The following is a 26,063-nucleotide window of genomic DNA, read 5'->3' on the forward strand; positions in this document are numbered from 1 at the left end:
CGAACAATCTCGATCCGGGTGACGAGCCCCCGCTCAATGCTGGCGGTCGACGTCGACCGCCTGATCGTCGCGAAGTATCGGCGCGATGGCTTGCCGGAACATTTTTGACGGGCGTAACGTCCTGTATGCTGATCGGCGTTGCGCTTTTTGCGGCTCTTGATGGGCGAGAACAATTGGCGACGCCTCCTGAAATTCTGGTGCGGGACGATATGCCGGGCGCAACTGGTGGAAATCCAGTCACTAAGGGCGGACGCCTTGTCAGCGCAGTTTCCACCCAACAACCGCGTGACCGCCGCCGCTTTGATCTTTCGACCATGCAGAAAGTCGGCGAACGTGAGGTTATTCGCACGCGACCCTTTGAACTGGTCAGTATGACCTTGGCGGTCGATTATCCAATCAATCGTAAATATCCGCCATTCAACGCATTGACCGTTTTTTCAGAAGGCCCGGCAGCACCGCAACCAACCGACGCCGGGCAAATATACGGTGCCAAAGTTGAAAGTGAAGTCAGCCTGCAGATGGTCGATTTTCCGCTGAACAGCGCGGCCTTTGATGCTTCCAGCAATCTTTCCGTCGATGAAGTCGAAACGGTCGTCCGCGATACGGGTAGCCTGCTCACCGATGGTGATGTTCAGGTAGCCTCCTTGCATTATGTAGACCCGGCTCGCTTTGGCGGCAGCGATTCGTCTTTTACACTAAGCCCCCCGCTCGGCGTGAAGATTACACAGGAAAACGTAAGCGTTACGCCCCGTGTTAATGATGAAGAAACCAGCGATGGTTTTTCTGAGGAACTCATTCCTTTCCGGCGTACGGCAGCGATTGCGCAGACGCTAGAAGATGCGGGTTATAATGGGGAAAACACTGCACAAATTGTCGACGCGCTAACGAGGCTGATGAATTCACCCCGCCTGAAACAGGGTAGCATCCTGCGTATTGGGACAGAAACCGGTAAGGGTGCAGATCACATCGTGCGGGCGAGCATATATAATGGCACCACACATCTCGTCACGGTTGCGCTTAATGATCGTCAGCAATATGTGCCTTCCGACGAGCCCGAAGCGACACCGCTTTTGCAAACTGCCTTTGATGGCAATGCGCTACCAGCGGCTATTCGCGGCAAACTACCGACCGCCTATGATGGCATCAGCCGCGCCGCCCTTGCCTATGGCATGACGGAAACAATGCGTGAGCAGCTCGTCAAAATGTTGGCCAGTGATGTCGATCTTCAGGCACAATTGGCTCCAAACGATAATATTGATGCGTTTTTCTCACTGCCAGACGACGCGTCCAATGAAGGCAAGGCGGACAGCGATTCGCAGCTTCTCTACGTTGCGGCAACCTTTGGCGGCACCACGCGCAAATTCTACCGTTATCAGGGATCGGACGGCAGCGTCGATTATTTCGACCAGAACGGTAAGAGCGCAAAGCAGTTTCTGCTACGCAACCCGGTTCCCAACGGCGTATTCCGCTCTCCCTTCGGCATGCGTCGACACCCGATTCTGGGCTATAGCCGCATGCACAGTGGTGTTGACTGGGCAGCGCCTCGCGGCACACCGATCATTGCTACGGGTAACGGCACTGTAGAGAAAGCGGGATGGACCAATGGCTATGGCTACCAGACATTGATCAGACACGCCAATGGATATGTCACCAGCTATAATCACCAGAACGCAATCGCTCGCGGCGTAAGCGCCGGTGCGCGCGTGCGTCAGGGGCAGGTTATCGGTTATGTCGGCTCCACCGGGCTTTCGACAGGACCTCATCTTCATTATGAGCTGATCGTTAACGGTACGAAGGTTGATCCGCTTCGCATTCGTCTGCCTGACAACAAAGCCTTGAAGGGCAAAGAATTGCAGGTCTTCAAACAGGAACGCAATCGCATTGACGCTTTGCTCAACAGTGACGAGAACGGTACAAAAGTTGCCGCCAATGCATCGGCGAGAAGCTGATCTTTAACCGAAGTTAGTATCTTCGGGCATAAGGCTTCCTTTTGACCCAATGATTTATTCGCTGAACTCCACAGTCACACCAGCCTTGACAAGCTTGGCAAGCTCTTCGGCGTCCCAGTTGGTCAAACGGACACACCCATGGCTGGAGGTCTTGCCAATCCTTGAGGGTTCGGGCGTTCCGTGAATTCCATAGGTTGGCTTGGAAAGCGCGATCCATACCGTTCCCACCGGCCCGTTCGGCCCCGGAGGGATGGTCAGCACCTTGTCATTGTTGCCCTGCTTGAAGTTCAGCTTCGGATTATAGGTGTAGTTTGGATTGATCGCGATGCGCGTTACTTCCACGATGCCGGATGGCGAAGGTGTGTCTGACGATCCGATGGTCGAAGGATAAGCGACAACGAGCTTACCGTTCTCGTCATAACCGCGAACCTGTTTGCGTGCCTTATCGGCAATGATCCTCGCCACTTTTGCACGAACCGGTTTACCGAGATTGGGTACCTTTATGATCGATCCCGGCTGATTGAAATTCACGCCCGGATTGAGTTCCTTGAGATAAGCGACATCGATGTGGAACTTCTCACCGAGCATCTCCGTAACCGACGTATAAGCCATTGCGGGAAGCTGTGCCTTGTGCGCGTAATCGTCCGGGATCGACGCCACATATTGCCGCCCCACATCCTCGTTGGTAATCGTATACTCGCTGAAGGCCGCGCCGCCCGTCGCCTCAAGCTCCGCATTGACTGCAGCCTCGTCGCCTGGATTGATGACCCTCCCGGTCATCTCGCCATAGGCCGCCGCAGCCTTGTCGACATTGCTGCCCGAACGCCCGTCGATAACACCGGGTGAAGCGCCTGCTCGGTCGAGCAGGATTTGGAAGGCTGCGATCTTCGCCTTGGCCCCCTCACCCTTCGGCATTTCAATAGCTGGTGTCATATCATCGGGGTGGGGCGTGGCGCGCGACTGTTCATAATCTGGACGGCGCCCATAATTGGGGTCGACGCTGGCGGAATCAGGATTTTGATAATCGCCGCCTGACGGCGGAAGTTCCGAGCGCTGCACCTGACCATCGCGGTTTCCGCCATAAGGCGGTGCAGACGGCGCGTCGGGATAATAATTCGGGTCTTCCGGTACATCACCGAAACCGTCATACGGTGCGCCACCACCCACTGGACCATTCATGTCACCTTCAACGGGAGCGCGCCCGTAATACGGATCATTATTGCTGCTGCGGTCGTATGTATTGGCATCCTCGACATTCAGGATGCGTCCACGACGGTCCATCGTCACACGGCGCCCATACTCATCAATATAAACACGCACGCGTCGGTCGTGGTAAACTTCCTCACCCGGATCATAAAGCTGCGCCAGTTGCACAGAGGTTTTGCTGAAAAGACCTGCGTCCTCTTCTTGAGCAAAAACAGCCGTGGCACCAAACGGCAAGGTGGCGAAAGCCAGCAGAACAAAACGAAACAAGCGAACCGAATGCGTCATGAAGGAATCCCAGATGATCATTGGACCATGGATGCCGTTAATAATAGTTAACAACCCATTATCCAAGATTAAACAGATGCCAGATGAACTGGACGTGAAAATGGCCACATAACGACCAATTTGATGCGTCCACGACGGTCCATCGTCACACGGCGCCCATACTCATCAATATAAACACGCACGCGTCGGTCGTGGTAAACTTCCTCACCCGGATCATAAAGCTGCGCCAGTTGCACAGAGGTTTTGCTGAAAAGACCTGCGTCCTCTTCTTGAGCAAAAACAGCCGTGGCACCAAACGGCAAGGTGGCGAAAGCCAGCAGAACAAAACGAAACAAGCGAACCGAATGCGTCATGAAGGAATCCCAGATGATCATTGGACCATGGATGCCGTTAATATAGTTAACAACCCATTATCCAAGATTAAACAGATGCCAGATGAACTGGACGTGAAAATGGCCACATAACGACCAATTTTATGAAACTTCCAAAAATCGAATTGGTTCACGAGCGTCGACTACCAACTATTATGAAGAAAAACGCCGCATCCTGCAGGATGCGGCGCTCTTCAAACAAAAGCAGTCAAATGTCAGGCGTCGATACTTTCATCCTGTAGATCGGGGTCGAGAGTATCACGTATCGGACGGAAATTGAGCCTGTCGGATCCTGCTGTGATCTTGACGATGGAACCGTCGAGAACATCACCAAGCAGAATGCGCTCTGCAAGCGGATCCTGAACCTCTTTCTGAATCACGCGCTTCAAGGGACGCGCACCATAGGCTGGATCATAGCCCTTGTTCGCAAGCCATTCACGAGCATCGCCTTCAAGTTCAAGTTCAATCTTGCGATCTGTAAGAAGCGTCTGCAAACGCTCAACCTGAATATCGACAATCGCCCCCATATCCTGACGGCGCAGCCGGTGAAACAGGATGATCTCGTCGACACGGTTCAAAAATTCCGGGCGGAACGCAGCGCGCACCACACCCATAACCTCATCACGAACACTTTCCACCGCGTCATTCTCACCGAGATTGACCAGATATTCAGCGCCGAGATTGGAGGTCATAATGATGACGGTGTTGCGGAAATCGACCGTTCGCCCCTGCCCGTCGGTCAGTCGCCCATCATCGAGCACCTGTAAAAGCACGTTGAAGACGTCAGGATGCGCCTTTTCGATCTCGTCGAACAGGACCACCTGATAAGGCCTGCGACGCACGGCTTCCGTCAGGGTTCCGCCCTCCTCATAGCCGACATAGCCGGGAGGTGCACCGATCAGACGGCTCACGGAATGCTTTTCCATGAATTCCGACATATCGATACGAACCATAGCCGTGTCGTCCTGAAACAGAAATGAGGCAAGCGCTTTGGTTAGTTCCGTCTTGCCGACACCCGTTGGGCCAAGAAAAATGAACGAACCGATTGGCCTGTTCGGGTCCTGAAGACCGGCACGCGCACGACGCACCGCCTTGGAAACCGCCTGCACCGCCTCGCCCTGCCCGATAACCCGCTTGGCGAGTTCGTCTTCCATTCTAAGGAGTTTTTCGCGTTCGCCTTCGAGCATCCGGTCCACAGGAATGCCTGTCCAGCGCGAAATGATCTGCGCCACATGATCAGGTGTCACGGTTTCTTCCAGCAAAGAACCTTTATTCTCGCTGCTTTCAGCATCGACCAGCTGCTTTTCGAGCTGCGGGATAGTGCCATAGGCCAGTTCACCCGCCTTCTGGAATTCACCATTGCGCTGCGCTGTGGCAAGTGCATTGCGCGCTTCCTCGAGCTGACGCTTGAGATCTGCAGCAAGGCCGAGCTTCTGCTTTTCCGCCTGCCATTTGGCGGTCAGTTCCGCCGACTCCTCTTCGAGGTCTGTCAGTTCCTTTTCCAGTCGCTGCAAACGATCTTTTGACGCCGTATCGGTTTCCACCTTCAGCGCTTCACGCTCGATTTTCAACTGCATGACACGACGGTCGATCTCGTCGAGCTCCTCGGGCTTGGAATCGACCTGCATGCGCAGACGCGATGCCGCTTCATCGACAAGGTCGATAGCTTTGTCGGGAAGAAAGCGGTCGGTGATATAGCGGTTAGACAGGGTGGCAGCCGAAACCAGTGCTGAGTCGGAAACGCGAACCTTATGATGCTGCTCGTATTTCTCTTTCAGACCGCGCAGGATCGAAATCGTATCCTCCACCGTCGGCTCATCGACGAAGACCGGCTGGAAGCGGCGGGCAAGGGCTGCATCCTTTTCGACATATTTGCGGTATTCTTCGAGCGTCGTCGCACCAACGCAGTGCAATTCACCACGTGCAAGCGCAGGCTTGAGCAGGTTTGATGCATCCATCGCGCCATCAGTCTTGCCGGCACCCACCAGCGTGTGCATCTCATCGATGAAAAGAATGATCTGACCCGCTGCCGTCTGGACTTCGGAAAGAACGGCCTTGAGGCGTTCCTCGAATTCGCCGCGATATTTCGCACCGGCAATCAGCGCGCCCATGTCGAGCGCCATCAACTGCTTGTCTTTGAGCGATTCGGGCACATCACCATTGACGATGCGCAGCGCCAGACCTTCGGCAATGGCGGTTTTACCGACACCAGGCTCACCGATCAGCACCGGATTGTTCTTGGTGCGGCGTGAAAGAACCTGAATCGTGCGACGGATTTCCTCATCGCGGCCAATGACCGGATCAAGCTTGCCCGCACGTGCATCTTCCGTCAGATCGCGCGCATATTTCTTCAGCGCATCATAATTGCTTTCGGCGGAAGCGGAATCGGCGGTACGACCTTTACGCATATCATTGATAACCTTGTTCAGCGCCGTCGCAGTGACGCCAGCGGCAGAAAGAATGTCAGAGGTTTTTGCAGATTTTTCGATTGCCAGAGCGGTCAAAAGCCGTTCAACGGTCACAAAACTATCGCCCGCCTTGGTTGCCAGTTCTTCGGCAAGCGTAAACACTTTGGCTAGCGGCTGCGACAGATAAAGCTGGTCGTTGCCGCCCGATACTTTTGGTAGCTTTTCAAGCGCGCTCTGCAAGGCCAGACGCACATCGGCCATTCGCCCGCCTGCGCGTTCGATCAGAGATGCCGCAAGTCCTTCATCGTCATCGACGAGAACTTTCAGCACATGTTCGGGCGTAAATTGCTGATTACCTGAAGAAAGGGCGAACCCCTGCGCCGACTGGATAAAACCACGAACGCGTTCGCTGTATTTTTCGATATTCATCATGTCTCCTTTGCCCTTCGGCCCTTAAAGGCACCGAAAGATGTTGGGTGACGAAGCCCCCGCTTGGGCGAGCTTCTCATCTACCCGGGCCGACCTCCTCAAGGAAAGCAGGTCCGGTTACGCATTGGATATGGGATTATAAATGTTGTTCGGCAAGAGCACAGAGGGCGCGATCGGACAAATAAAAATGGCGCGGAAAACCGCGCCATTTCCAATCCATTTATTGCGTCCAAAGAGACGTTCTCAGGCGTCGGAAGCAGCAGCTTCCGGAGCAGGCGCTTCCTTGGCCGTATCCTCGTCCTTGGCAACGCGGCGCGGACGCCCCGGACGACGCGTAACACGGCGCGGTGTAGCCGTTGCTTCCTCGTCAGTCTTGACTTCCTCTTTAGCCTTGACTTCCTCTTTAGCCTTAGCTGCAGCTCTGGCCTTGACTGGAGCTGCGACAGGCACTTCCACAGGTGCAACGACGGGTGCCTCAACACTCTCTTTGACCGGAGCAGCTTCTGTTACTGCAGGCGCTGCTTCTGCTACGACAGGCGCTGCCTCCTGCGCGGCAACAGCTTCGCCTGCGGGCTGAGGTTCAGCGGTCTGGCGCGGCTGATCGTCGGAATTGAAGCGTTCACGCTGTGGACGACGACCACGACCGGGACGACGATTCTCACGATCACGGGTGCCGCGTCCTTCGCTGGACCCAGCCTCTTCGCCATAGACGACTTCGGCAGGGGTGCCTTCGATCACCGGCTGCGGGCCGGAACCGTTGACAGGACGAGGCTCTTGAGCGACCGCAGGCGCAAAACCGTTGTCGTCATCGTCGTAATCGTCAAAACTTTCTTCGCGCTGCTGTATCGGCGCGGGATTCTGCGCCATCGCAGCCATAATGATGCGGTTGTAATGTTCCGCGTGCTGAAGATAGTTCTCAGCAATGACACGGTCACCGGACGCCTGAGCATCACGGGCAAGTGTCGTATATTTTTCTGCAATATGTTGCGCATTGCCGCGAATCTTTACGTCGGGTCCATTGCTCTCATAATTGCGTGACAGAGGATTGGGGCCCTTGCGGTTGTTATTATTATTGTTGTTATTCCCCCGTCCGCGCATGCGCCTGTTCTGCTGTGCTGGCCTCATATTCATCTCTTTTCAGATTAAAGGACGTAAAAACACCGGGACAAATAATCCACTGGTTTCTTGCTATTTAGCCTAGGAGGAAGCACGCCCTGAAACTTCCTGCGCATCGACTGTTCCTAAGCTCCGCACGGCCAAAAGGACGCCCGAAACCGCGCGGTTACACTATGCAAGGTCATTCTCGAAAAGCATTGCTCTTCGGGACCATGCCTGAAAGTCGTGACCTTCCGTACGAGCCATCTCCAAAGAATAAAACCCCGGGAGAGCATGATATTAAAACATCATGGAGCATTTCCGCCACCGCCCGTAAGCGGGCAAAACCATTCTGGCTATATACGGTGGCCGGAAACTAAACGGCTTCGCCGCAAATTCCAAGTGTTTTTTTCACACTGCTTTGTCAAATTGGAAAACATCAAAATCAACATGCGCAGTTTTGTGTAAAAAGCAGTGCTCTGCGATGACCACCAAGATCACACCCTTGGCTCACAAGCAAAAAATCCGCTTGTTCAAACAGCACTTTGACATCCTGAAATTGCCCGGCACCGATCTCTACGGCAACCATACCACCTTCATATAGGTATGCACCTGCATGTTCTGCAAGGGCGCGATAAAAATCAAGCCCATCTGCGCCGCCATCAAGGGCTGCAAGCGGATCGTGCTCGCGCACCTCGCGTGACAAAACTGCAATCTCTTGATGTGGAATATAGGGCGGGTTTGAGACGATCATATGAAAACGCCCACTCACATTTCCAAACCAGTCGCTCTCAAGCGCTGCAAAGCGCTCGCTCACCCCATTGGCTGACGCATTGATTCGCGCCGTTTCCAATGCGCCTTGCGCAACATCCACACCCACGCCGTGCAGCGCCTCAAAACGATGCAGAAGAGAAATCACGATTGCGCCCGTGCCTGTTCCCATATCGAGCAATTCGACACGTTGATGCTTTTTCAGCAAGGTTTCAAGGCCTGGAATGACAAGCTCCACCAGCGCTTCCGTATCGGCACGCGGCTCCAGCGTTGCGGGCGAAAGCTGAAACGGCAGGCCATAAAATTCGCGGGCCCCAAGGATTCGATGCACCGGCTCACCAGCAACGCGCCGCTCAACGGCCTCGCGCAGACGCGCTAAAGCATGCGCTTCAATCTGCATCTCCGGCGTAGAAATAAGATCAAGCCGCGTTGCACCCGTTGCCCATTCAAGGAGCAACCGTGCATCGAGATCGGGAGTCTCACTCGATGATTGCCGCAATCGCATGCGGGTATCAGCCATCAGCGCATCGAGGCGTTGAGCCATTATGCATCCAGCTCGCTAAGAAGCGCCGTCTGATGATCGGAAATCAGCGCATCGATCAATTCGTCCAACTCGCCAACCATCACGCGGTCGAGCTTGTAGAGGGTAAGATTGATGCGATGATCGGTAACACGCCCCTGCGGAAAGTTATAAGTTCGAATACGCTCCGAACGGTCGCCGGAACCGACCTGGCTGCGGCGCGATTCTGATCGTTCACTATCGGCTTTCTGGCGTTCCATATCATAAAGCCGGGCGCGCAAAATCTGCATCGCGCGGGCGCGATTCTGGTGCTGCGATTTTTCCGCCTGCACAACCATGATACCGGTTGGAATGTGAGTGATACGCACAGCCGAATCGGTCGTGTTGACGTGCTGCCCGCCTGCACCGGACGCACGCATGGTGTCGATACGAATGTCTTCATTGCGAACTTCGATATCAATGTCTTCGGCTTCGGGCAGCACGGCGACAGTTGCGGCAGAGGTATGGATACGCCCGCCACCCTCGGTTTCGGGCACGCGCTGTACGCGATGCACGCCCGATTCAAATTTCAGCTTTGAGAAAACGCCCTTGCCCGAAACCGTTGCGATAATTTCCTTATAGCCGCCCGCGTCGCCTTCGCTCGCCGACACCATTTCGACACGCCAGCCTTTTTCAGCCGCATAACGCTCATACATACGAAACAGATCACCGGCGAAAAGGGCCGCTTCCAGCCCGCCCGTGCCAGCACGGATTTCAAGAATGGCGTTCTTCTCATCCGCGGCATCTTTCGGCAGCAGCAAAATCTGCACTTCCTGCTCGAGCGCCTCGATGCGCTTTTCGACCGTGGGCAATTCCTCGGTTGCCAAGGCGCGCATTTCGGCATCGCTTGAGGCATCATCGCGCATCGCGGCAAGATCTTTCGCTTCCTTGCGCGCGTTGCTCAGATCACGAATTTTACCGACGACGTCCTGCAATTCGGAATATTCGGAAGCAAGTTTTACATAGGTATCGGAATCGGGATTGTTGGCCATCTGGCTTTCAATCATCGAGAACCGCTTCAAAAGCTGGTCCATCCGCTCCTGCGGCAAGGCTATCATGTCATGTCCTAAAAATTCTGGGAAACGTCGTGCTAGTATGGAGAATGGCTGCAGCGCGTAAAATGCGCATGCGCTCAAGAATAACCAGGCGCTTCGCTATAACGGAATATCGTTGTCTTCAGCAAATTGCAGCAAAAGCTCGCGCAGGGAATGTGCAGTGTTCGGCTTGTCCAGTTTCTCGGTCAAGAGCGCATTGAGCTTGCCCGCGTCAAGGGACGCCAGCATCGCCTTGACTGGACCGATTGCCGCCGCCGACATGGAAATGGAGCGGAAGCCAAGGCCAATCAACGCCATAGCGGTCAATGGCCGACCGGCCATTTCACCGCAAAGCGTGACGGGTGTGTTGTTGCGCGCACCTGCATCGAGAATATGGCGCAGCGCCCGCAGGAAGGCCGGAGACAATTGATCGAAACGGCTTGAAATCAGCGAATTGCCACGATCGACCGCCATCAGAAACTGGAAAAGGTCATTGGAGCCGATCGACACAAAATCGACGATCGTCATCAATTCATCGAGCTGCCAAAGCAATGCCGGCACCTCGACCATGGCCCCAAGCTTCATGCGCGTGGGCAGGCTGTGGGCAAATTTCGAAAGATGTCGCACTTCGCGCTCGATGATCTCGCGTGCCGCCTTCACCTCACTGACTTCCGTCACCATCGGCAGCATGAGGCGCAACTCGCCGCCACCCGAAGCTTTCAGGAGTGCCCGCAACTGCGTGCGCAACAGACCCGGACGGTCAAGCGTCAGGCGAATGGCCCGCCAACCAAGGGCGGGGTTTTCCTCATGGGCTGCGGCACTGAAATAGGGCAATACCTTGTCGCCGCCGATATCGAGCGTACGAAAAGTGACTGGCTTGCCGTTTGCCGCTTCGATCACCGAGCGATAAAGTCGCTCCTGCTGCTCGGCACGCGGAAAAGTCGATGCGACCATGAATTGCAGTTCTGTACGAAACAGACCAATACCGGACGCACCCGATTCGGCGAGCTGCGGCAAGTCTACCAGCAGCCCCGCATTCATCATCAGTGCAACTTCTGCACCGTCCACGGTCATTGCCGGTTTGTCGCGCAATTCGCGATAATGCGCCTGACGCCGCGCACGGAAACGCACCTTTTCCGCGTAAGCCGATTCGAGATCGGCCTGGGGGCGCAGATGCACCATGCCCTCATCGCCATCGATAATGACAGCATCGTTGTTTTCGGCCATGGACACCACGCCCTTGGCCTGCCCTACGACCGGAATGCCCATCGCGCGCGCCACGATCACCACATGGCTGGTGGCGGCACCATCTTCCAGAACAACTCCGCGCAGACGTTCACGCGGATAATCAAGCAATTCGGCAGCGCCCATGGAGCGGGCCACGATGATCGCATCCTTGAGAAGCGTTTCACCCATCGTCTTGACGTCACGGCCCATCAATTGCCTGAGCAGGCGATTGGCAAGATCGTCGAAATCAGACAAGCGCTCGCGCATATAGGGGTCCGTCAGGTGCACCATGCGTGCGCGGGTATCGCTCTGCACCTTTTCAACCGCAGCTTCAGCGGTAAGCCCGTTATGGATCGCTTCTTCCAGACGCCGCACCCAGCCGCGATCATGCGCAAACATGCGATAGGCCTCGAGCACTTCACGGTGTTCGCCTTCCGCTGCAACGTCGCGGCGCGACAGCATGTCATCGATGGAAATGCGCAAGAAACCAAGCGCTTCTGCGAGCCGCTCGAGTTCGGCCTGACTATCCTCGTTGAAAAGATTGGTCACGACGATGCGTGGCTCATGCAGCACGACATGACCGAGTCCGATGCCGTCATTAAAGGCATAGCCAGTCACACTCATCGGGCGACCGAGGTCCAGCTCAATGCCCGGGCGCGAGAGGCGCAACCCGTCACCGGACGCAATAATTTCGGCCAGAACCATCGCCGTTGTTTCAAGCGCTTCAACCTCGTCTTCGCGATATGCCCGCTTGGTCTGGTTCTGGACGACAAGAACGCCCAAAGTGCGGCCAGCACGCAAAACAGGAACGCCGAGGAATGAATTATAGGCTTCTTCGCCGGTTTCCGGCAGGTAGGCAAAAGCGGGATGGCTTTGTGCGTCGGTGAGGTTCAAGGGACGCGCACTTGCAGCAATCGTGCCGACCAGACCTTCTCCCAGCCGCAATTGCGCCAGATGCACGGATTGCGGATTAAGACCTTCGGTTGCGTAAAGCTCTAGCATGCCGTCGGCACGCAGAATATAGAAAGAGCAAACCTCGGCCACCATGTTTTGTGCGATTTCGCGAACGATCCGGTCGAGGCGATCCTGCGGTTCAAGCGGCTCCGCCATCAATTCGCGCAATCGCCGGAGCAATACGCGGGGACCGGTTGTCAAATCACGCATGACCGTCGGGGTTTCCTTTCAGATGTCCGAACTGCTTTCATAAACCAATCTCATTATCGGCTCACGAAGCATTATGCTGATTCCTTTGTGAGCATTTTTGACACCCGCGTCCAGAGCTTTGAGCATAAATTATATCGCCTCTCGAAATGTTGCAGTGCCGCGCTTCGTTATAAAGCGCGGCACAATCACAATTCATCGGCGGAAATAATCCGTTTTGGAACGCTACAGCGCATCCCTACTTATCGAGACCATAGACGGCGTGAAGCGTGCGCACCGCCAATTCCGCATAAGGGCCGTCGATCAGAATGGAAATCTTGATTTCCGATGTGGTGATCGCGCGGATATTGATGCCTTTTTCAGCAAGCGCCTTGAAGGCCGTTGCGGCAACGCCGGTATGGCTGCGCATACCGATGCCGATAACCGAAATCTTGGCCAGGCCGCCTTCGGACTGGATATTGTCAAAACCGATCTCGTTCTTGACCTTGTCGAGAGCCTTAAGCGCCTTATCAACGTCGCCGGTCGGAACCGTAAACGTCATATCGGTCTTTGAACCGTCTTCCGACACGTTCTGCACGATCATATCGACATTGATATGATCTTCGGCGAGCGGACCGAAAATGGCTGCGGAAATGCCCGGCCTGTCGGCCACGCGCCGCAGCGAAATCTGCGCTTCATCCTTTGCAAAGGCAATACCTGTGACGACCTGCTGTTCCACGATTTCATCCTCGTCGCAAATAAGCGTTCCGGGCGGATTGATCGGATCACCCATGCCCGGCGCATCGGGGTCCGTAAAGCTTGAGCGCACAAAGGTTCGCACCTTGTGCACCATGGCAAGTTCAACCGAGCGAACCTGCAGAACCTTGGCACCCAGCGAGGCCAATTCCAGCATTTCCTCAAAGGAAATCTTTGGCAGGCGCTTTGCCTTGGGTTCGATGCGCGGATCGGTGGTATAAACGCCATCCACATCGGTATAGATATCGCAGCGATCAGCCTTCACACCGGCGGCAATCGCCACAGCGGACGTATCCGAGCCCCCGCGTCCCAGTGTGGCAACGCGATTATCCGGGCCGATGCCCTGAAAACCGGCGACAACTGCAACCTGCCCCATCTCCATGCGGCGGATCATTTCCGATCCGTCGATTTCCTGAATGCGCGCAGCACCATGCGCATTGTCAGTCCTGATCGGAACCTGCCAGCCTTGCCATGAACGCGCATCGACGCCGATCGATTGCAGCGCGATTGCCAGAAGCCCGCTCGTCACCAATTCACCGGAAGCGACAATGGCGTCATACTCGCGGGCATCGTAAAATGGCGAGCTTGCGCCGCACACTTTTGGCATGCTCTGCACCCAGTTGACCAGTTCATTGGTCTTGCCGGACATTGCAGAAACAACGACGGCAACCTGATTGCCTGCATCGACCTCACGTTTGACGTGGCGCGCCACATTATAGATGCGTTCCAGATCGGCCACCGAAGTGCCGCCGAATTTCATCACGATGCGCGCCATTGAAGGAGAGGTCCCGCTGTTTGGAAAATTACACTCTTACCTGCTCAAACATTATAATCTTGCGACAGGTAAACCCGGGGTCACATAGCTAAAATGTCGCGGCTCCGCAAGACCGTGTTGCGCATCTTCGTATGATTGAGCCATGAAAGCGGCAAATTGATTTGCTCCTTGACTTTAGAGCGCGTTTCGATGTGATTAAATCAGATCGGTGCTCTAAAGGTTGGTTTTAACGCGCATCTTATTCGAAAACCGCTTTGCACTTTTCGGGATGCGCTTTAAGGCGCTACCTTGGAAGGCAGAACACGGCACAGACGTTGCAGCGCCGTCAGGAGAACATGATGACCGAAACCGCCCGCACCACAATCGACGCTTCCGAGATCGAACATTTTTCGCGCATTGCCGCTGAATGGTGGAACCCGCAGGGTAAATTCCGTCCGCTGCACAAGTTCAATCCGACGCGGCTTGCCTATATCAAGGAAAAAATTTGCGAAAAATTCGGTCGCGATCCCAAAAGTCCAAAACCTTTTGAAGGCTTGCGGCTACTCGATATCGGCTGCGGCGGCGGTCTTTTATGCGAACCGATGGCACGCCTGGGAGCAACCGTTATTGGCGCCGATGCGTCTGAAACCAATATTGAAGTGGCCAAAATCCATGCCGCGCAAAGCGGCGTCGAGGTTGATTACCGCGCCACCACCGCAGAAGCGCTGGCTGAGGCAGGAGAAAAATTCGATATCGTGCTCAATATGGAAGTGGTCGAGCACGTCTCCGACATCGATCTTTTCATGTCGGCGACCAGCGAGATGGTGAAACCCGGCGGGCTGATGTTCGTCGCCACCATCAACCGCACGCTCAAGGCCTATGGGCTGGCGATCCTGGGTGCTGAATATGTGTTGCGCTGGTTGCCGCGCGGCACACACCAATATGACAAGCTGGTGCGTCCGCAGGAACTGGAAACCGCACTTGCAAAATCCGGCCTCACCATCATCGACAAGCTCGGCGTGAGCTATAATCCGCTGACTGACAGCTGGAGCCGCTCACGCGACCTGGATGTAAACTACATGATGCTGGCTGAACGGCTACAATAAGAATTTCAAACCGGAAACATCTGAATCCGTCACCACAAATGCGTTAGTTCTGGTCTTCCGGAAAAACCGGAAGTGGCAAGACGTCCACCCCATCCTCAAGCAATGAATGCACGTCCTCGTGGCTGGCTTCGCCATAGATGCCGCGTGTTTCCGCTTCGCCAAAATGAATTTTTCGCGCTTCTTCGGCGAATTTATCGCCGACATAATCCGCATTTTCGCGCACCTTTCGGCTGAGATCGCGCATCTCATTGAGGACTTTTTTCTGCGCTTCGCCCAACGCAATCGCGATTTTTTCTTTCTGCCGGTTGGTCGATACGGCAGGCGCCATAAGCGATTTCTGCACATTTTGCGAGTTGCAGACCGGACAGGCGACAAGCTGGCGTTCCGACTGCCGGTCAAAATCCGCATTGTCGCGAAACCAGCCTTCAAAATCATGGCCGTGATCGCAGTGAAGCGAAAAGCGGATCATAGATTTACGCACTCTCTGTTTGTTTTGCGGCAACCGATTTCAGCGTGAACTCACGCGCATTTTTCAAATTCGGTACCTTTACCCGTGCCGCCGCACTTTCACTCACATCGATATCGGCAAGGATCACATCCGGCTCACTATGATCGGCCTCAGCCAAAATCTTTCCCCATGGTGACACGATCAGCGAATGACCATAGGTTTCGCGGCCATCCTCATGCACACCGCCCTGCGCGGCAGAAATCAGGAAGGCACCATTTTCAATGGCCCGCGCACGCTGCAAAACGTGCCAGTGCGCCTCGCCTGTCTGTTTTGTAAATGCAGCAGGCCCCGTAATCACGTTGGCTCCCGCCAGCGCCTGTGCCCGGAAAAGCTGCGGAAAGCGAATATCGTAGCAGATCGCCATGCCAAGATTGGCAAAAGGCAGTGAAGCTACAACTGTTTCCCGACCCGGCTCGTAGGTGGCCGATTCGCGCCAGCTTTCGCCATTGTCGAGATCGACATCGAACATGTGGATCTTATCGTAAGTAACCAGCTTTTCACCGCTCGGCGTGAAGATCGCGCCACGATTGGCAATTTTTCCGTCTGCTCTCGCAATCGCGGTGGAGCCGATATGCAGGAAAATGCCGTGCCTTTTGGCGAAGATCATAGCTGCCGCAAACACCGGATCATTGGCTTCATCGCGCAATGTCGCCTTGAAAGCTTCGCGGTCGCGCATCAAGGCTCCGGTCATTTCGGGCGTCTGCACGTAATGCGCACCTTTGGTGGCAGCTTCAGCAACCTGTTTTTCCAGCACCTCGATATTGCGTCCAATATCGACGCCCGAACGCATCTGAATGGCTGCGGCGCGGAAAATGCTCATTCCCAAAAATCCTTATTTCAATTCGCCAGTTTCAAGCAGATGATCCAGCTTGTGATCATATTCAAGTTCAAAAAGATCATCGCATCCGCCGACATGTACGGAGCCGACAAATATCTGCGGAAATGTATTGCGGCCCGAGCGCTCTTGCATCTCCGCACGCAGGTCCGGTGCGAGCGCACTGATCTCCTTGAATGCCACATTTTTGCGGGTCAAAAGATTGACGGCGCGCGTGCAATAAGGGCAGCCGGGACGCGTATAGATGGTGACATCAACCATGAAAAACTCCATTCGTTGCACCCTATATAATGAGAAACATGCCTGTCTGGAAGGCCTGCCGGTCTCACAAGTCTGGCAGAACGCGGCTGAAGGTGAGAACATCGACGGTTTTTGCACCGCCGCGCAAAAGGGCGCGGGTCGCAGCCTTGACGGTGGCACCCGTCGTGTAAACATCATCGATCAGCAGGACCCGACGTCCCCGCACATGGATTTCGTGCGCTTTGGGAGCACGAAACGCGCCATCGACATTGCGTTTGCGCTCTTTCATGCCAAGCCCGATCTGGCGCTCTGTACGCCTGATGCGCTTTAAAGCTTGTGGCACAAAGGGTCTGGCCTCCAGTTGCGACAAAGCGCGCGCCAGCTCCGCCGACTGGTTGAAACGACGTTGTAAGAATCGCCAGCGATGCAGCGGCACCGGCAGGATTACATCACAATCATCGAGCAGCTCGCGGCCTGCACGCTGCATCCATCGTGCCATCCAAGGTGCCAGATCAGTGCGGTCATGAAATTTCAGCGCCACGGCCATGCGCTGCGCGGCCCCTTTATGCACCACAGCCGAGCGCAGGCGGCGAAACGGTGGTGGATCGGCAATCGCCTCGGCACTCTTGAAACCATCACCGAAATCATAAGCGAATGGCGTACCGAAGACCGGGCAATAGGGCTTCTCAATAAACCGTAAATCCGACCAGCAATCCGGGCAGAGCGTTCCGGGCTGCGAGACATGCGTGCGGCAACCAATGCAGGCGGCAGGAAAAAGCAGATTGGCAGCCTCCCACCCCACCCTGCCTAGCGGAACACGCACGGCAGAATAAAGCCTTCGCAAAAAGGTTTGATGATCTATGCCCCGTTCCGCCATTGCATTCGCCCCCTTCCGAATGCATTTATCCCCAAAACGAGATTATCGATTATGGTCAGAAAGAAAAGTGGATTTCAATGTCTGCCCAAGAAAAGTCTGCCTATGAAAAGCCTGCTTCCGAAAGCGCAATTTTTGACCGCGATCTTCTGCTCGCCTTTCGCCGCCGCGCTTTCAGACGTGGAATAACCGACGCGGATTTTCTTCTGCGCCGCGCAGCCGACGATCTGGAAGAACGTCTTGATGCCGTCGAGCGGCATTTTGAAGTAGCGGTCGATCTTGCCGGCCATACGGGTCTCGCAGCCAGCGCCATTGCGCGTTCGGGCAAGGCAGACACAGTCGTTCGCATCGAGAAGGACAAAGCTTTTCTGGCAGACCCATTTGCGGGTATTGTCGGCGACGAAGAAGCGCTGCCGCTCAAGCCCGCAAGTGCTGATCTCATTGTCTCGCTGATGTCGATGCACGCCACCAATGACACGCCGGGTGTCATGTTGCAGATCGCCCGCGCCTTAAAACCGGATGGATTGTTTCTGGGAGCCTTGAGCGGCAATGGGACGCTTGGCGAATTACGTGAAAGCCTGCTTCAGGCCGAAGTGGAACTGACCGGCGGCGCATCGCCGCGCGTCTTTCCCTTCGCCGATGTGCGCGATGTCGGTGGACTTTTGCAGCGGGCAGGTTTTGCCCTGCCGGTGACAGATGTCGAAAACGCAACCGTGCGCTATGATTCGCTCTTCAACCTGATGGCCGATCTGCGTGCCATGGGCATGCAAAATGTGCTATGGGATCGTTCGCGCAAGCCCGTCTCAAAGCGCCTTTTCCTGCGTGCCGCTGAAATTTATGCCGAACGATTTAGCGATTCCGATGGCCGCATCCGCGCCACCTTTTCTACCATCTGGCTTTCCGGTTGGGCACCGCACCAGTCGCAGCAAAAACCGCTGAAACCGGGTTCCGCCAAAACATCACTGGCCGAGGCTCTGAAAAAAGCAGAAGAAAACTAGTTACAAGTGTCAGCTGGAAGGCCATTGGTCGCAATGACACACGGTGGACCATCGCGCTTGATCGATCCGGTCATGACGCGATCGACATTATCCGGCAAGACCGATTGCGCCGCCTTGCGGTTGGCCTGCTCGCTGAGGATCGGGATAATGATCAGCGCAAGAGCAAAAGCGGCGGAGCCGAACAACAAAACGACGCGCAACATACCGCGTCCCACTTTCGACAGCGGTCCCGGCGTATTTTCATTCACGGATCGACTGAAATAATTGTTGTCGAGACTCATAGACCCACTCCAGCGCACTTATTTTTGAACCATGGCGCAAGGGAGTGAATCATCGATTAACGCATTGGAAAGAATCGCAATTAAGTGCCGGAACTTTCTTAAAGCAGATCGATCAGAAACGGAATCAGCGGCTCATCGGCTGGCGGCATGGGATAATCACGCATATCCTTTGGCCGCACCCATTTCAGTGCCTGCCCTTCAAGGCCGCGCGGTATACCTTCATATCGACGACAGATATAAAGCGGCATCAAAAGATGAAAGCTTTCATAGGTGTGGCTTGCGAAAGTCAGCGGTGCGAGACAGTCAACCTTCGTCTTGATACCGATTTCTTCCTGTAATTCGCGAATGACCGTTTCTTCGGGTGTTTCACCTGCTTCAACTTTGCCGCCGGGAAACTCCCACAGGCCTGCAAGTTGCTTGCCTTCCGGGCGCTGGGCCAGCAAAACCCGGCCATCAGAATCCACCAGCGCAACGGCACCAACCAGAATAATCGGGCGCGATTTCAGATCATTCATTTGTCATTGCTCTCCCGGTAGAAATAGCGATAGGCTTCCTTAAAACCAAACCGCTCATAAATTTTGAGGCCCGCCACATTATCGGCACCGATTTGCAGCCATGCGGTTCTGGCACCACAATTAGCCGCCCATTTGAGCGCGGAACCAACAATTTTATTGCCAAAACCCTTGCGCCGCTCATCAGGCAAGGTCGCAACATCAAACAGCGCAGCCATCGCGCCATCCTGCACGCAAATCGTGCTTGCGACCGAGCGTCCTTCCTGTTGAAGAACAAACATACCCTTGTTCAGACGGATGCTATCGAGAACCGCCACAATACCAGCGCGCAGTGTATCTGCATGGCCATGGATCGCAACGGATGTATCGGCGAAGCGCTGGATATCCGCAATCGGATCCAGATCGAAAGCATCGGAAAGTTCGCCATTGGTAAGATTGACCGTCATGACGATGGTTTCTTCCTTTCGCGTCCAGCCAAGGGCTTCGAGATGCGCGTCAAGTGCGTGCGGCGCAAGTGGCGAGAGCCGGAAACACGGCGCCCTTCCAGCTGCTCGAAACTGTTCGACCGCTCTTCCCACACGGTTGGCAATATCGCGTATATCGCCCGGATCAAGCGGATTGACCGAGTTAAGTCGCTTGGATGGGTGCGCCGGTGTCAAACGTATGGCCCATGTGCCGTCGTAGTGGACTGAACCGGCAGGCCATGCGCGAAAGCCCACAGCTTCCAGTTGGCGGACAACGGCGAGATTGGGCATATCCTTGTGTCCCTAGGCCGTCAGCTACGATAATCGCCGTTGATCGCCACATACTCCTTGGTCAGGTCACAGGTCCATACCGTAGCCTTACCGCGACCGATACCAAGATCAACGCGAATACGGATATCTTCGCCCTTCATGTAATCGGACGTCGCATCTTCGGAATAGGCGGGATCACGTTCGCCTTGATGCGCCACGCGAATATCGCCGAACCAGATCGCCAGAAGGTCGCGATCTGCGGGCTCCCCCGCCTTGCCAACTGCCATGACCACACGGCCCCAATTGGCGTCCTCTCCCGCCACTGCCGTTTTCACCAGCGGCGAATTGGCGATCGAAAGTGCAATCTTCTTGGCAGAAACCGCGGATTTTGCGCCCGTGACTTCAACTTCCACCATCTTGCGTGCGCCTTCACCATCGCGCACGACCTGAAGGGCCAGCGATTTCAAAATGCGCCTGAGCGCTTTTTTGAATTCGGTCAGTCGCTTGTCGTCCTTATCGGTGACCTTTGGCGCTCCGCGCTCGGCAGCACTGCCCGTTGCAAACAGCATCAGGGTGTCAGACGTAGAGGTATCGCTATCCACCGTCACCGCATTGAAACTCTTGTCCGCACCTTTCGAGAGCAGGCTTTGCAACACGTCCGATTTAATCGGCGCGTCGGTAACGATAAAGGACAGCATGGTCGCCATATCCGGCGCGATCATGCCCGCCCCCTTGGCGATACCGTTGATCGTCACGGGAACCTGTCCAAGCAAAACAGTTTCTGTGACGATTTTGGGATAGGTGTCGGTAGTCATGATCGCCTTGGCGGCATCAAGCCATGCATCGCCGCGCGCATCTTTCGCCATATTACCCAAAAGATGCGAAAATTTCGATGCATCGAGCGGTTCGCCAATCACGCCGGTCGAGGCCAAAAACACATCGCTCGTCTTGCAGCCAATCGCCTTGGCCGCCGCTTCCGCTGTGGCCTTGGTGGCTTGTGCACCTTTTTTCCCGGTAAAGGCATTGGCATTGCCGGAATTCACCACAACTACACGCGCCTTGCCATGCTTGAGACTCTGGCGGCAGAAATCGACCGGCGCGGACGGACACAGTGAACGTGTGAAAACGCCAGCCACTTCCGCAGGCTGATCAAACACCATCAGCATCACATCGGTTCGCCCCTTATATTTGATGCCCGCCTCGGCGGTGGCGATGCGAACACCGTGAATGGCGGGCATTGTGGGGTAATGTTTGGGGGCAAGCGGCGATACGGACGCAGACATGATGGCCTCAAGGAAATCGGGTAAATCCGGGACGAAAACAGGAAGCGTGATTCTCTCGCATTGGAAAGATTTACAGCGCAAAATCAAGCGGAAACCGCGTTGAAAACAAAAACGCCCCGGAAAGCGTCAAGGCTTGACCGGGGCGTTTGATCATTCGCAGAAATTTACTGCTTTGGCGTTTCGGTTGCCGGCGTTTCGCCCTTGGCAGCCTCGTCCTGTGCGGCAGCAGCTTCCTTCATCGCCTTGTCGATGGCTGGATCCTTATAATCGATCTTCATACCGTCACGCAGTTCCTTGACGGTCGCGACATAACGCTCACGCATGACGATGGAACGAATCTGTTCCTTGACTTCATCGAACGAAGGCGGCTGCTTGGTGCGACGGTCTTCAAGCTGGATGACATGAAAACCAAACTGCGTCTGTACCGGCTCCTTGGTATATTCGCCGGGTTTCAATGCAAGTGCTGCTTTCTCGAATTCCGGGACCATCTGGCCTTCGCTGAAATAGCCGAGATCGCCACCATTTGCAGCCGAACCATCGGTCGAGCTTTCCTTGGCAAGGTCCTCGAACTTGGCACCGCCTTCGAGCTTCTTGATAATCGCGGCGGCTTCTTCCTTGTCCTTCACCAGAATGTGACGGGCACGCACTTCGACCTGCGGCGGAATTGCGGCGATTTCCTTGTCATAACGGGTACGGACTTCGTCATCGCTGATCTTGTCGACGATGACGTCCTTGAAATATTCATTATGCAACGCGCGTTCACGCAAGAATTCCAGACGTTTCTTGAATTCGTCCGTCTGATCAAGCTTGTCCTTTTGTGCTTCCGCAGCCAACACCTTGATGTCGATGAGGGCTGCAAGGGCTGCCAGACGGCGCTGCTCAACTGGCAGGCGTGCGAATTGCGGATCAAGGTCGCCAGCGGCCTGATCGACTTCACCAACGGTCACATCCGTGCCATTGACGGTCGCCAGAACCTTGGACGGATCTTCCTTTTCCGCAGGCTGGGCCGCGGTTTGTGCCGCATCCGCTGGCTGGGCCGCGTCCTGGGCAAAAGTGGCAGTGCCTGAAAAACCGGCAAGCGCAACAGACGTGGCAAGAATGGCAACGGCCTTGCGGGAAGATAGTTTGAGGATGGATTTCATATAAGATTCACTCCTTCGAGGCCATTTACCGGCATGATGAATGCGGCAGAATTTGGCCCGGCCACGACCATATTGAGCCGGACGGGCAGAAAATGTCGAATTTTCGCGCCGTTCCAAGCAACGTTGACATCGCTTGACGCCCCACTTATCTGTCCTTCGACCTTGCGTCCAGAACATTTACCGCGCAAAAGCCCGCTTCTGGCAGGTTTTAGCATCCGGAAATGCGCTGGAGGCAGACAACAGAAACGTCGATATTTTGAAGTTTTAGATGCTTTCTGTAAGCGGCGGGTGGGCATTGCACCGCAACAGCGCCTGAAAAGGCGGCTTTCGCTCAGTGCTTTTCTTGCATTTGTTTGAATAGGCGTGAATAAAGCATTCGACATTGCCGGAAGCGCTTCCGGCTGAACGGACAGGAAAGGACCAGAGATGGTCAGCTTTGGCGGCTTCGCCCGCAAGATATTCGGTTCATCCAATGACCGCCGCGTAAAGACCCTTCGTCAGCGGGCAGAGCAGATTACTGCGCTTGAAAAGAATTACGAAACGCTCAGCAATGAACAGCTTCAGGCCAAGACTGCGGAATTTCGCGCGAGCCTCGCCGCGGGAAAGAGCGTCGATTCCTTGCTGCCTGACGCTTTCGCAACCGCACGCGAAGCCGCCAAGCGCGTGCTGGGCATGCGTCCTTTCGATGTGCAGTTGGTCGGCGGCATGGTCCTGCACGAACGCGGCATCGCTGAAATGCGCACCGGTGAAGGCAAGACGCTGATGGCGACATTGCCGGTTTACCTCAATGCACTGGAAGGCAAGGGCGTTCACGTTGTCACCGTCAACGACTATCTTGCGACACGCGACGCCGAAACCATGGGCGTTCTTTACAACTTCCTCGGTCTGACCGTCGGTGTCATCAAGCACGGCCTTGACGATGACGAGCGCAAGGCAGCATACGCCTGCGACATTACCTATGCGACCAATAACGAGCTTGGTTTCGATTATCTGCGCGACAATATGAAATATGAACGCGCGCAGATGGTACAGCGCGGCCATAACTATGCCATCGTCGATGAAGTGGACTCGATCCTCATCGATGAAGCGCGTACACCGCTGATCATTTCTGGCCCGCTGGAAGATCGCTCGGATTTCTACAATCTTATCGACACCTTCATTCCGGCCCTTGAGCCGGAAGACTTCGAAATCGACGAAAAGCAGAAGACTGCGATCTTCACCGAGATCGGCACCGAAAAGGTTGAACAGCTTCTCGAAGCCGCCGGTCACCTCAAGGGCGAAAGCCTTTACGACATCGAGAATGTCTCGGTCGTCCATCACCTCAACAATGCGCTTCGTGCGCACAAGCTGTTCCAGCGCGACAAGGATTATATTGTCCGTAACGATGAAATCGTCATCATCGACGAATTCACCGGTCGCATGATGCCCGGTCGCCGGTATTCCGAAGGCCTGCATCAGGCGCTCGAAGCCAAGGAACATGTTACGATCCAGCCGGAAAACCAGACACTGGCCTCGATCACCTTCCAGAATTATTTCCGCATGTATACCAAGCTTTCGGGCATGACCGGAACGGCTGCAACGGAAGCTGAAGAATTCGGCAATATTTACGGCCTCGACGTTCTGGAAATTCCGACCAATCTGCCGGTGCTGCGCATCGACGAAGACGATGAAGTCTATCGCACCGTTGAAGAAAAATACCGCGCCATTGTCAAGGATATCCGCGCCTCGCATGAAAAGGGCCAGCCGGTCCTCGTCGGCACGACCTCGATTGAAAAATCCGAGATTCTGGCCGAGCGTCTGCGTCAGGAAGGGGTCAAGGATTTTCAGGTTCTCAATGCCCGCTACCACGAACAGGAAGCTTTTATCATCGCGCAGGCCGGTGTACCGGGTGCAGTGACGATTGCCACCAACATGGCCGGTCGCGGTACTGATATCCAGCTGGGCGGCAATCTGGAAATGCGCGTGCGTGAGGAACTGACGGATGTGCCCGAAGGCCCGGAACGCGATGCCAAGATCACCGAGATCAAGGCCGATATCGCACGCCTGAAGGAAAAGGCACTGGCTGCCGGCGGTCTTTATGTTCTTGCCACCGAGCGCCATGAAAGCCGCCGCATCGATAACCAGCTGCGCGGTCGTTCCGGTCGTCAGGGCGATCCGGGCCGTTCAAAATTCTACCTGTCGCTTCAGGATGACCTGATGCGCATTTTCGGCTCCAACCGCATGGACGGCATGCTGCAAAAGCTGGGGCTGAAGGAAGACGAGGCAATCGTTCATCCATGGATCAACAAGGCACTGGAAAAAGCCCAGACCAAGGTTGAAGCCCGCAACTTCGAAATCCGCAAGAACCTGCTCAAATATGACGACGTCATGAACGATCAGCGCAAGGTGATCTTCGAGCAGCGGCTTGAAATGATGGATGAGGAAGATCTTACCGAAACCGTGACCGGAATGCGCCATGAGGTCATCGAGGACATGGTCGCACTGCATATTCCCAAAGATGCCTATGCGGAAAAGTGGAATATTGCTGGCCTCAAGCAAGACGTGATCGAAAAACTCAATCTTGACCTGCCGGTTGAAGACTGGGCCAAGGAAGAAGGCATCGCGGAAGAGGAATTCGAGACGCGCATCAAGGATGCCGCCGACAAGGCTGCTGCGGAGAAGGCCGAACGTTTCGGCCCACAGGTCATGACCTATGTCGAGAAATCCGTGATCATGCAGTCGCTTGATAATCTTTGGCGTGAACATCTGGTCAATCTCGACCATCTGCGCTCCGTGGTCGGTTTCCGTGGCTATGCCCAGCGCGATCCGCTCAATGAATACAAGTCCGAAGGTTTTGAGCTGTTTCAATCGATGCTGGCCAGTCTTCGCGAAGTCGTCATCTCGCAGTTGATGCGCGTGGAAATCGTGCGCGAAGCCCCGCCAGAACCGGAATTGCCCCCAATGACCGGCCATCACATCGACGGCACCACTGGCGAAAATGATTTCGACGAAGGCGCATGGGAGCAGCATCAGCACGACAACCGCACCATAGCGTCGGCGGAACGCGATCCGAGTGATCCGTCAACCTGGGGCAAAATCAGCCGCAACGAAGCCTGCCCGTGCGGTTCGGGCAAGAAATACAAGCACTGTCACGGTGCTTTTGAATGATAAGAAACCGGCGCCATGAGCGCCGGTTTTTTTCTCGAACCGATATTTAACCCAACGGGTAATTTCCCTAAGAAAAACTTCTTTCAAATCAAATAAGCAGCTCGCAAGTTCAACAATTTGTGAATATTTTTTGACTGTGCTATCATCTCGCAAGGGAGAGCGAATGATGGGTGGATAAGAAATTCGCAGAAGTGCGTTTTCAGCCTTGGAGAAGGCTACAGAGTACTCTGCGAACAATAAAAACCCAAAACCACCTGCTGCACAAACACCGTTGCGCCCTCCCAGGGAAGGAGATGCGCTATGGAATATCTGCACTATATCAAAACGCTCGATTTCATTTTGATCGGCTTCATTGCGGTCATCGTGCTGTGGAATGTTGTTGAGCATAGTATGCGACGATAACAATTCATTGCACATCA

General features: G+C 54.9%; 22 protein-coding genes and 1 pseudogene (1 of these 23 running past the window's edge). 4 read left to right on the forward strand and 19 right to left on the reverse strand.

Annotation, left to right across the window (positions count from 1 at the left end):
• Positions 1 to 1,949: the 3' portion of a M23 family metallopeptidase gene (locus tag AAIB41_RS08700; RefSeq protein ID WP_343312906.1), read on the forward strand. The gene continues 16 nt to the left of window position 1, outside the view; 1,949 of the gene's 1,965 nt are visible here — the last part of the coding sequence; the start codon falls outside the window, past its left edge; its stop codon occupies positions 1,947 to 1,949.
• Positions 1,950 to 2,003: 54 nt separating this feature from the next.
• On the opposite strand, the gene AAIB41_RS08705 is transcribed toward AAIB41_RS08700, so the two are convergent.
• The 8 genes and pseudogenes from AAIB41_RS08705 to AAIB41_RS08740 form a co-directional block, all read right to left on the reverse strand.
• Positions 2,004 to 3,440, reverse strand: coding sequence for a L,D-transpeptidase (locus AAIB41_RS08705; protein ID WP_343312907.1), 1,437 nt, complete (start codon positions 3,438 to 3,440; stop codon positions 2,004 to 2,006).
• Positions 3,441 to 3,562: 122 nt separating this feature from the next.
• Positions 3,563 to 3,775, reverse strand: a pseudogene (locus AAIB41_RS08710) (L,D-transpeptidase); the annotation flags it as partial.
• Positions 3,776 to 4,026: 251 nt separating this feature from the next.
• The gene (gene clpB / locus AAIB41_RS08715) at positions 4,027 to 6,648 is read right to left on the reverse strand and encodes an ATP-dependent chaperone ClpB (RefSeq protein ID WP_343314718.1); all 2,622 of its coding nucleotides are present in this window, start codon (positions 6,646 to 6,648) and stop codon (positions 4,027 to 4,029) included.
• 243 nt (positions 6,649 to 6,891) lie between these two features.
• Positions 6,892 to 7,773 carry a DUF4167 domain-containing protein gene (locus tag AAIB41_RS08720; RefSeq protein ID WP_343312908.1) on the reverse strand — a complete coding sequence of 294 codons (882 nt, stop codon included), beginning with the start codon at positions 7,771 to 7,773 and terminating at the stop codon, positions 6,892 to 6,894.
• A 415-nt stretch (positions 7,774 to 8,188) separates the two neighbouring features.
• On the reverse strand, positions 8,189 to 9,058 hold the full coding sequence (gene prmC / locus AAIB41_RS08725) for a peptide chain release factor N(5)-glutamine methyltransferase (protein ID WP_343312909.1): 870 nt from the start codon (positions 9,056 to 9,058) through the stop codon (positions 8,189 to 8,191).
• Positions 9,058 to 10,131, reverse strand: a complete 1,074-nt coding sequence (gene prfA / locus AAIB41_RS08730; protein ID WP_343312910.1) for a peptide chain release factor 1 — start codon at positions 10,129 to 10,131, stop codon at positions 9,058 to 9,060. Before prfA ends, prmC begins: the two co-directional genes overlap by 1 nt.
• A gap of 96 nt (positions 10,132 to 10,227) precedes the next feature.
• The gene (ptsP, locus tag AAIB41_RS08735) at positions 10,228 to 12,498 is read right to left on the reverse strand and encodes a phosphoenolpyruvate--protein phosphotransferase (RefSeq protein WP_343312911.1); all 2,271 of its coding nucleotides are present in this window, start codon (positions 12,496 to 12,498) and stop codon (positions 10,228 to 10,230) included.
• Between the two features lie 235 nt (positions 12,499 to 12,733).
• A complete protein-coding gene (locus tag AAIB41_RS08740; protein WP_343312912.1) occupies positions 12,734 to 14,005 on the reverse strand; it encodes an aspartate kinase in 1,272 nt (423 codons plus the stop codon).
• Between the two features lie 338 nt (positions 14,006 to 14,343).
• On the opposite strand from AAIB41_RS08740, the gene ubiG reads away from it, so the two are divergent.
• Positions 14,344 to 15,090: a bifunctional 2-polyprenyl-6-hydroxyphenol methylase/3-demethylubiquinol 3-O-methyltransferase UbiG gene (ubiG, locus tag AAIB41_RS08745; protein ID WP_343314719.1), complete on the forward strand. Its 747-nt coding sequence runs from the start codon at positions 14,344 to 14,346 to the stop codon at positions 15,088 to 15,090.
• A gap of 43 nt (positions 15,091 to 15,133) precedes the next feature.
• On the opposite strand, the gene AAIB41_RS08750 is transcribed toward ubiG, so the two are convergent.
• The 4 genes from AAIB41_RS08750 to AAIB41_RS08765 form a co-directional block, all read right to left on the reverse strand.
• Positions 15,134 to 15,559, reverse strand: a complete 426-nt coding sequence (locus tag AAIB41_RS08750; protein WP_343312913.1) for a DUF1178 family protein — start codon at positions 15,557 to 15,559, stop codon at positions 15,134 to 15,136.
• A gap of 4 nt (positions 15,560 to 15,563) precedes the next feature.
• A complete protein-coding gene (locus AAIB41_RS08755; RefSeq protein WP_343312914.1) occupies positions 15,564 to 16,418 on the reverse strand; it encodes a carbon-nitrogen hydrolase family protein in 855 nt (284 codons plus the stop codon).
• A gap of 12 nt (positions 16,419 to 16,430) precedes the next feature.
• On the reverse strand, positions 16,431 to 16,694 hold the full coding sequence (gene grxC / locus AAIB41_RS08760; protein WP_343312915.1) for a glutaredoxin 3: 264 nt from the start codon (positions 16,692 to 16,694) through the stop codon (positions 16,431 to 16,433).
• 64 nt (positions 16,695 to 16,758) lie between these two features.
• Positions 16,759 to 17,550, reverse strand: coding sequence for a ComF family protein (locus tag AAIB41_RS08765; protein WP_343312916.1), 792 nt, complete (start codon positions 17,548 to 17,550; stop codon positions 16,759 to 16,761).
• A gap of 77 nt (positions 17,551 to 17,627) precedes the next feature.
• On the opposite strand from AAIB41_RS08765, the gene AAIB41_RS08770 reads away from it, so the two are divergent.
• The gene (locus AAIB41_RS08770; RefSeq protein ID WP_343312918.1) at positions 17,628 to 18,545 is read left to right on the forward strand and encodes a methyltransferase domain-containing protein; all 918 of its coding nucleotides are present in this window, start codon (positions 17,628 to 17,630) and stop codon (positions 18,543 to 18,545) included.
• Here the strand turns inward: AAIB41_RS08770 and AAIB41_RS08775 are convergent.
• From AAIB41_RS08775 to AAIB41_RS08800, 6 genes are all read right to left on the reverse strand, one after another.
• Positions 18,542 to 18,826 (reverse strand): hypothetical protein, encoded by a 285-nt coding sequence (locus AAIB41_RS08775; RefSeq protein ID WP_343312919.1) that lies wholly within the window; start codon positions 18,824 to 18,826, stop codon positions 18,542 to 18,544. The genes AAIB41_RS08770 and AAIB41_RS08775 overlap by 4 nt on opposite strands.
• A 98-nt stretch (positions 18,827 to 18,924) precedes the next feature.
• Positions 18,925 to 19,341 carry an 8-oxo-dGTP diphosphatase MutT gene (gene mutT / locus AAIB41_RS08780; protein WP_343312920.1) on the reverse strand — a complete coding sequence of 139 codons (417 nt, stop codon included), beginning with the start codon at positions 19,339 to 19,341 and terminating at the stop codon, positions 18,925 to 18,927.
• On the reverse strand, positions 19,338 to 20,093 hold the full coding sequence (locus tag AAIB41_RS08785; RefSeq protein ID WP_343312921.1) for a GNAT family N-acetyltransferase: 756 nt from the start codon (positions 20,091 to 20,093) through the stop codon (positions 19,338 to 19,340). Before AAIB41_RS08785 ends, mutT begins: the two co-directional genes overlap by 4 nt.
• A 20-nt stretch (positions 20,094 to 20,113) precedes the next feature.
• On the reverse strand, positions 20,114 to 21,355 hold the full coding sequence (argJ, locus tag AAIB41_RS08790) for a bifunctional glutamate N-acetyltransferase/amino-acid acetyltransferase ArgJ (protein WP_343312922.1): 1,242 nt from the start codon (positions 21,353 to 21,355) through the stop codon (positions 20,114 to 20,116).
• 164 nt (positions 21,356 to 21,519) lie between these two features.
• The gene (locus AAIB41_RS08795; RefSeq protein WP_343312923.1) at positions 21,520 to 22,497 is read right to left on the reverse strand and encodes a peptidylprolyl isomerase; all 978 of its coding nucleotides are present in this window, start codon (positions 22,495 to 22,497) and stop codon (positions 21,520 to 21,522) included.
• On the reverse strand, positions 22,494 to 22,880 hold the full coding sequence (locus tag AAIB41_RS08800) for a hypothetical protein (protein WP_343312924.1): 387 nt from the start codon (positions 22,878 to 22,880) through the stop codon (positions 22,494 to 22,496). The genes AAIB41_RS08795 and AAIB41_RS08800 overlap by 4 nt, the downstream gene beginning before the upstream one ends.
• Positions 22,881 to 22,923: 43 nt before the next feature.
• Here AAIB41_RS08800 and secA point away from each other — a divergent pair, with 43 nt between their 5' ends.
• Entirely contained in the window at positions 22,924 to 25,644 is a 2,721-nt protein-coding gene (secA, locus tag AAIB41_RS08805; RefSeq protein WP_343312925.1) for a preprotein translocase subunit SecA, read from the forward strand.
• Here the strand turns inward: secA and AAIB41_RS08810 are convergent.
• The gene (locus AAIB41_RS08810) at positions 25,558 to 26,031 is read right to left on the reverse strand and encodes a hypothetical protein (RefSeq protein WP_343312926.1); all 474 of its coding nucleotides are present in this window, start codon (positions 26,029 to 26,031) and stop codon (positions 25,558 to 25,560) included. The two genes, secA and AAIB41_RS08810, sit on opposite strands and share 87 nt — an antisense overlap.
• Positions 26,032 to 26,063: the final 32 nt, after the last annotated feature.

It is taken from the genome of Brucella sp. BE17, from assembly GCF_039545455.1.
GTDB lineage: Bacteria > Pseudomonadota > Alphaproteobacteria > Rhizobiales > Rhizobiaceae > Brucella.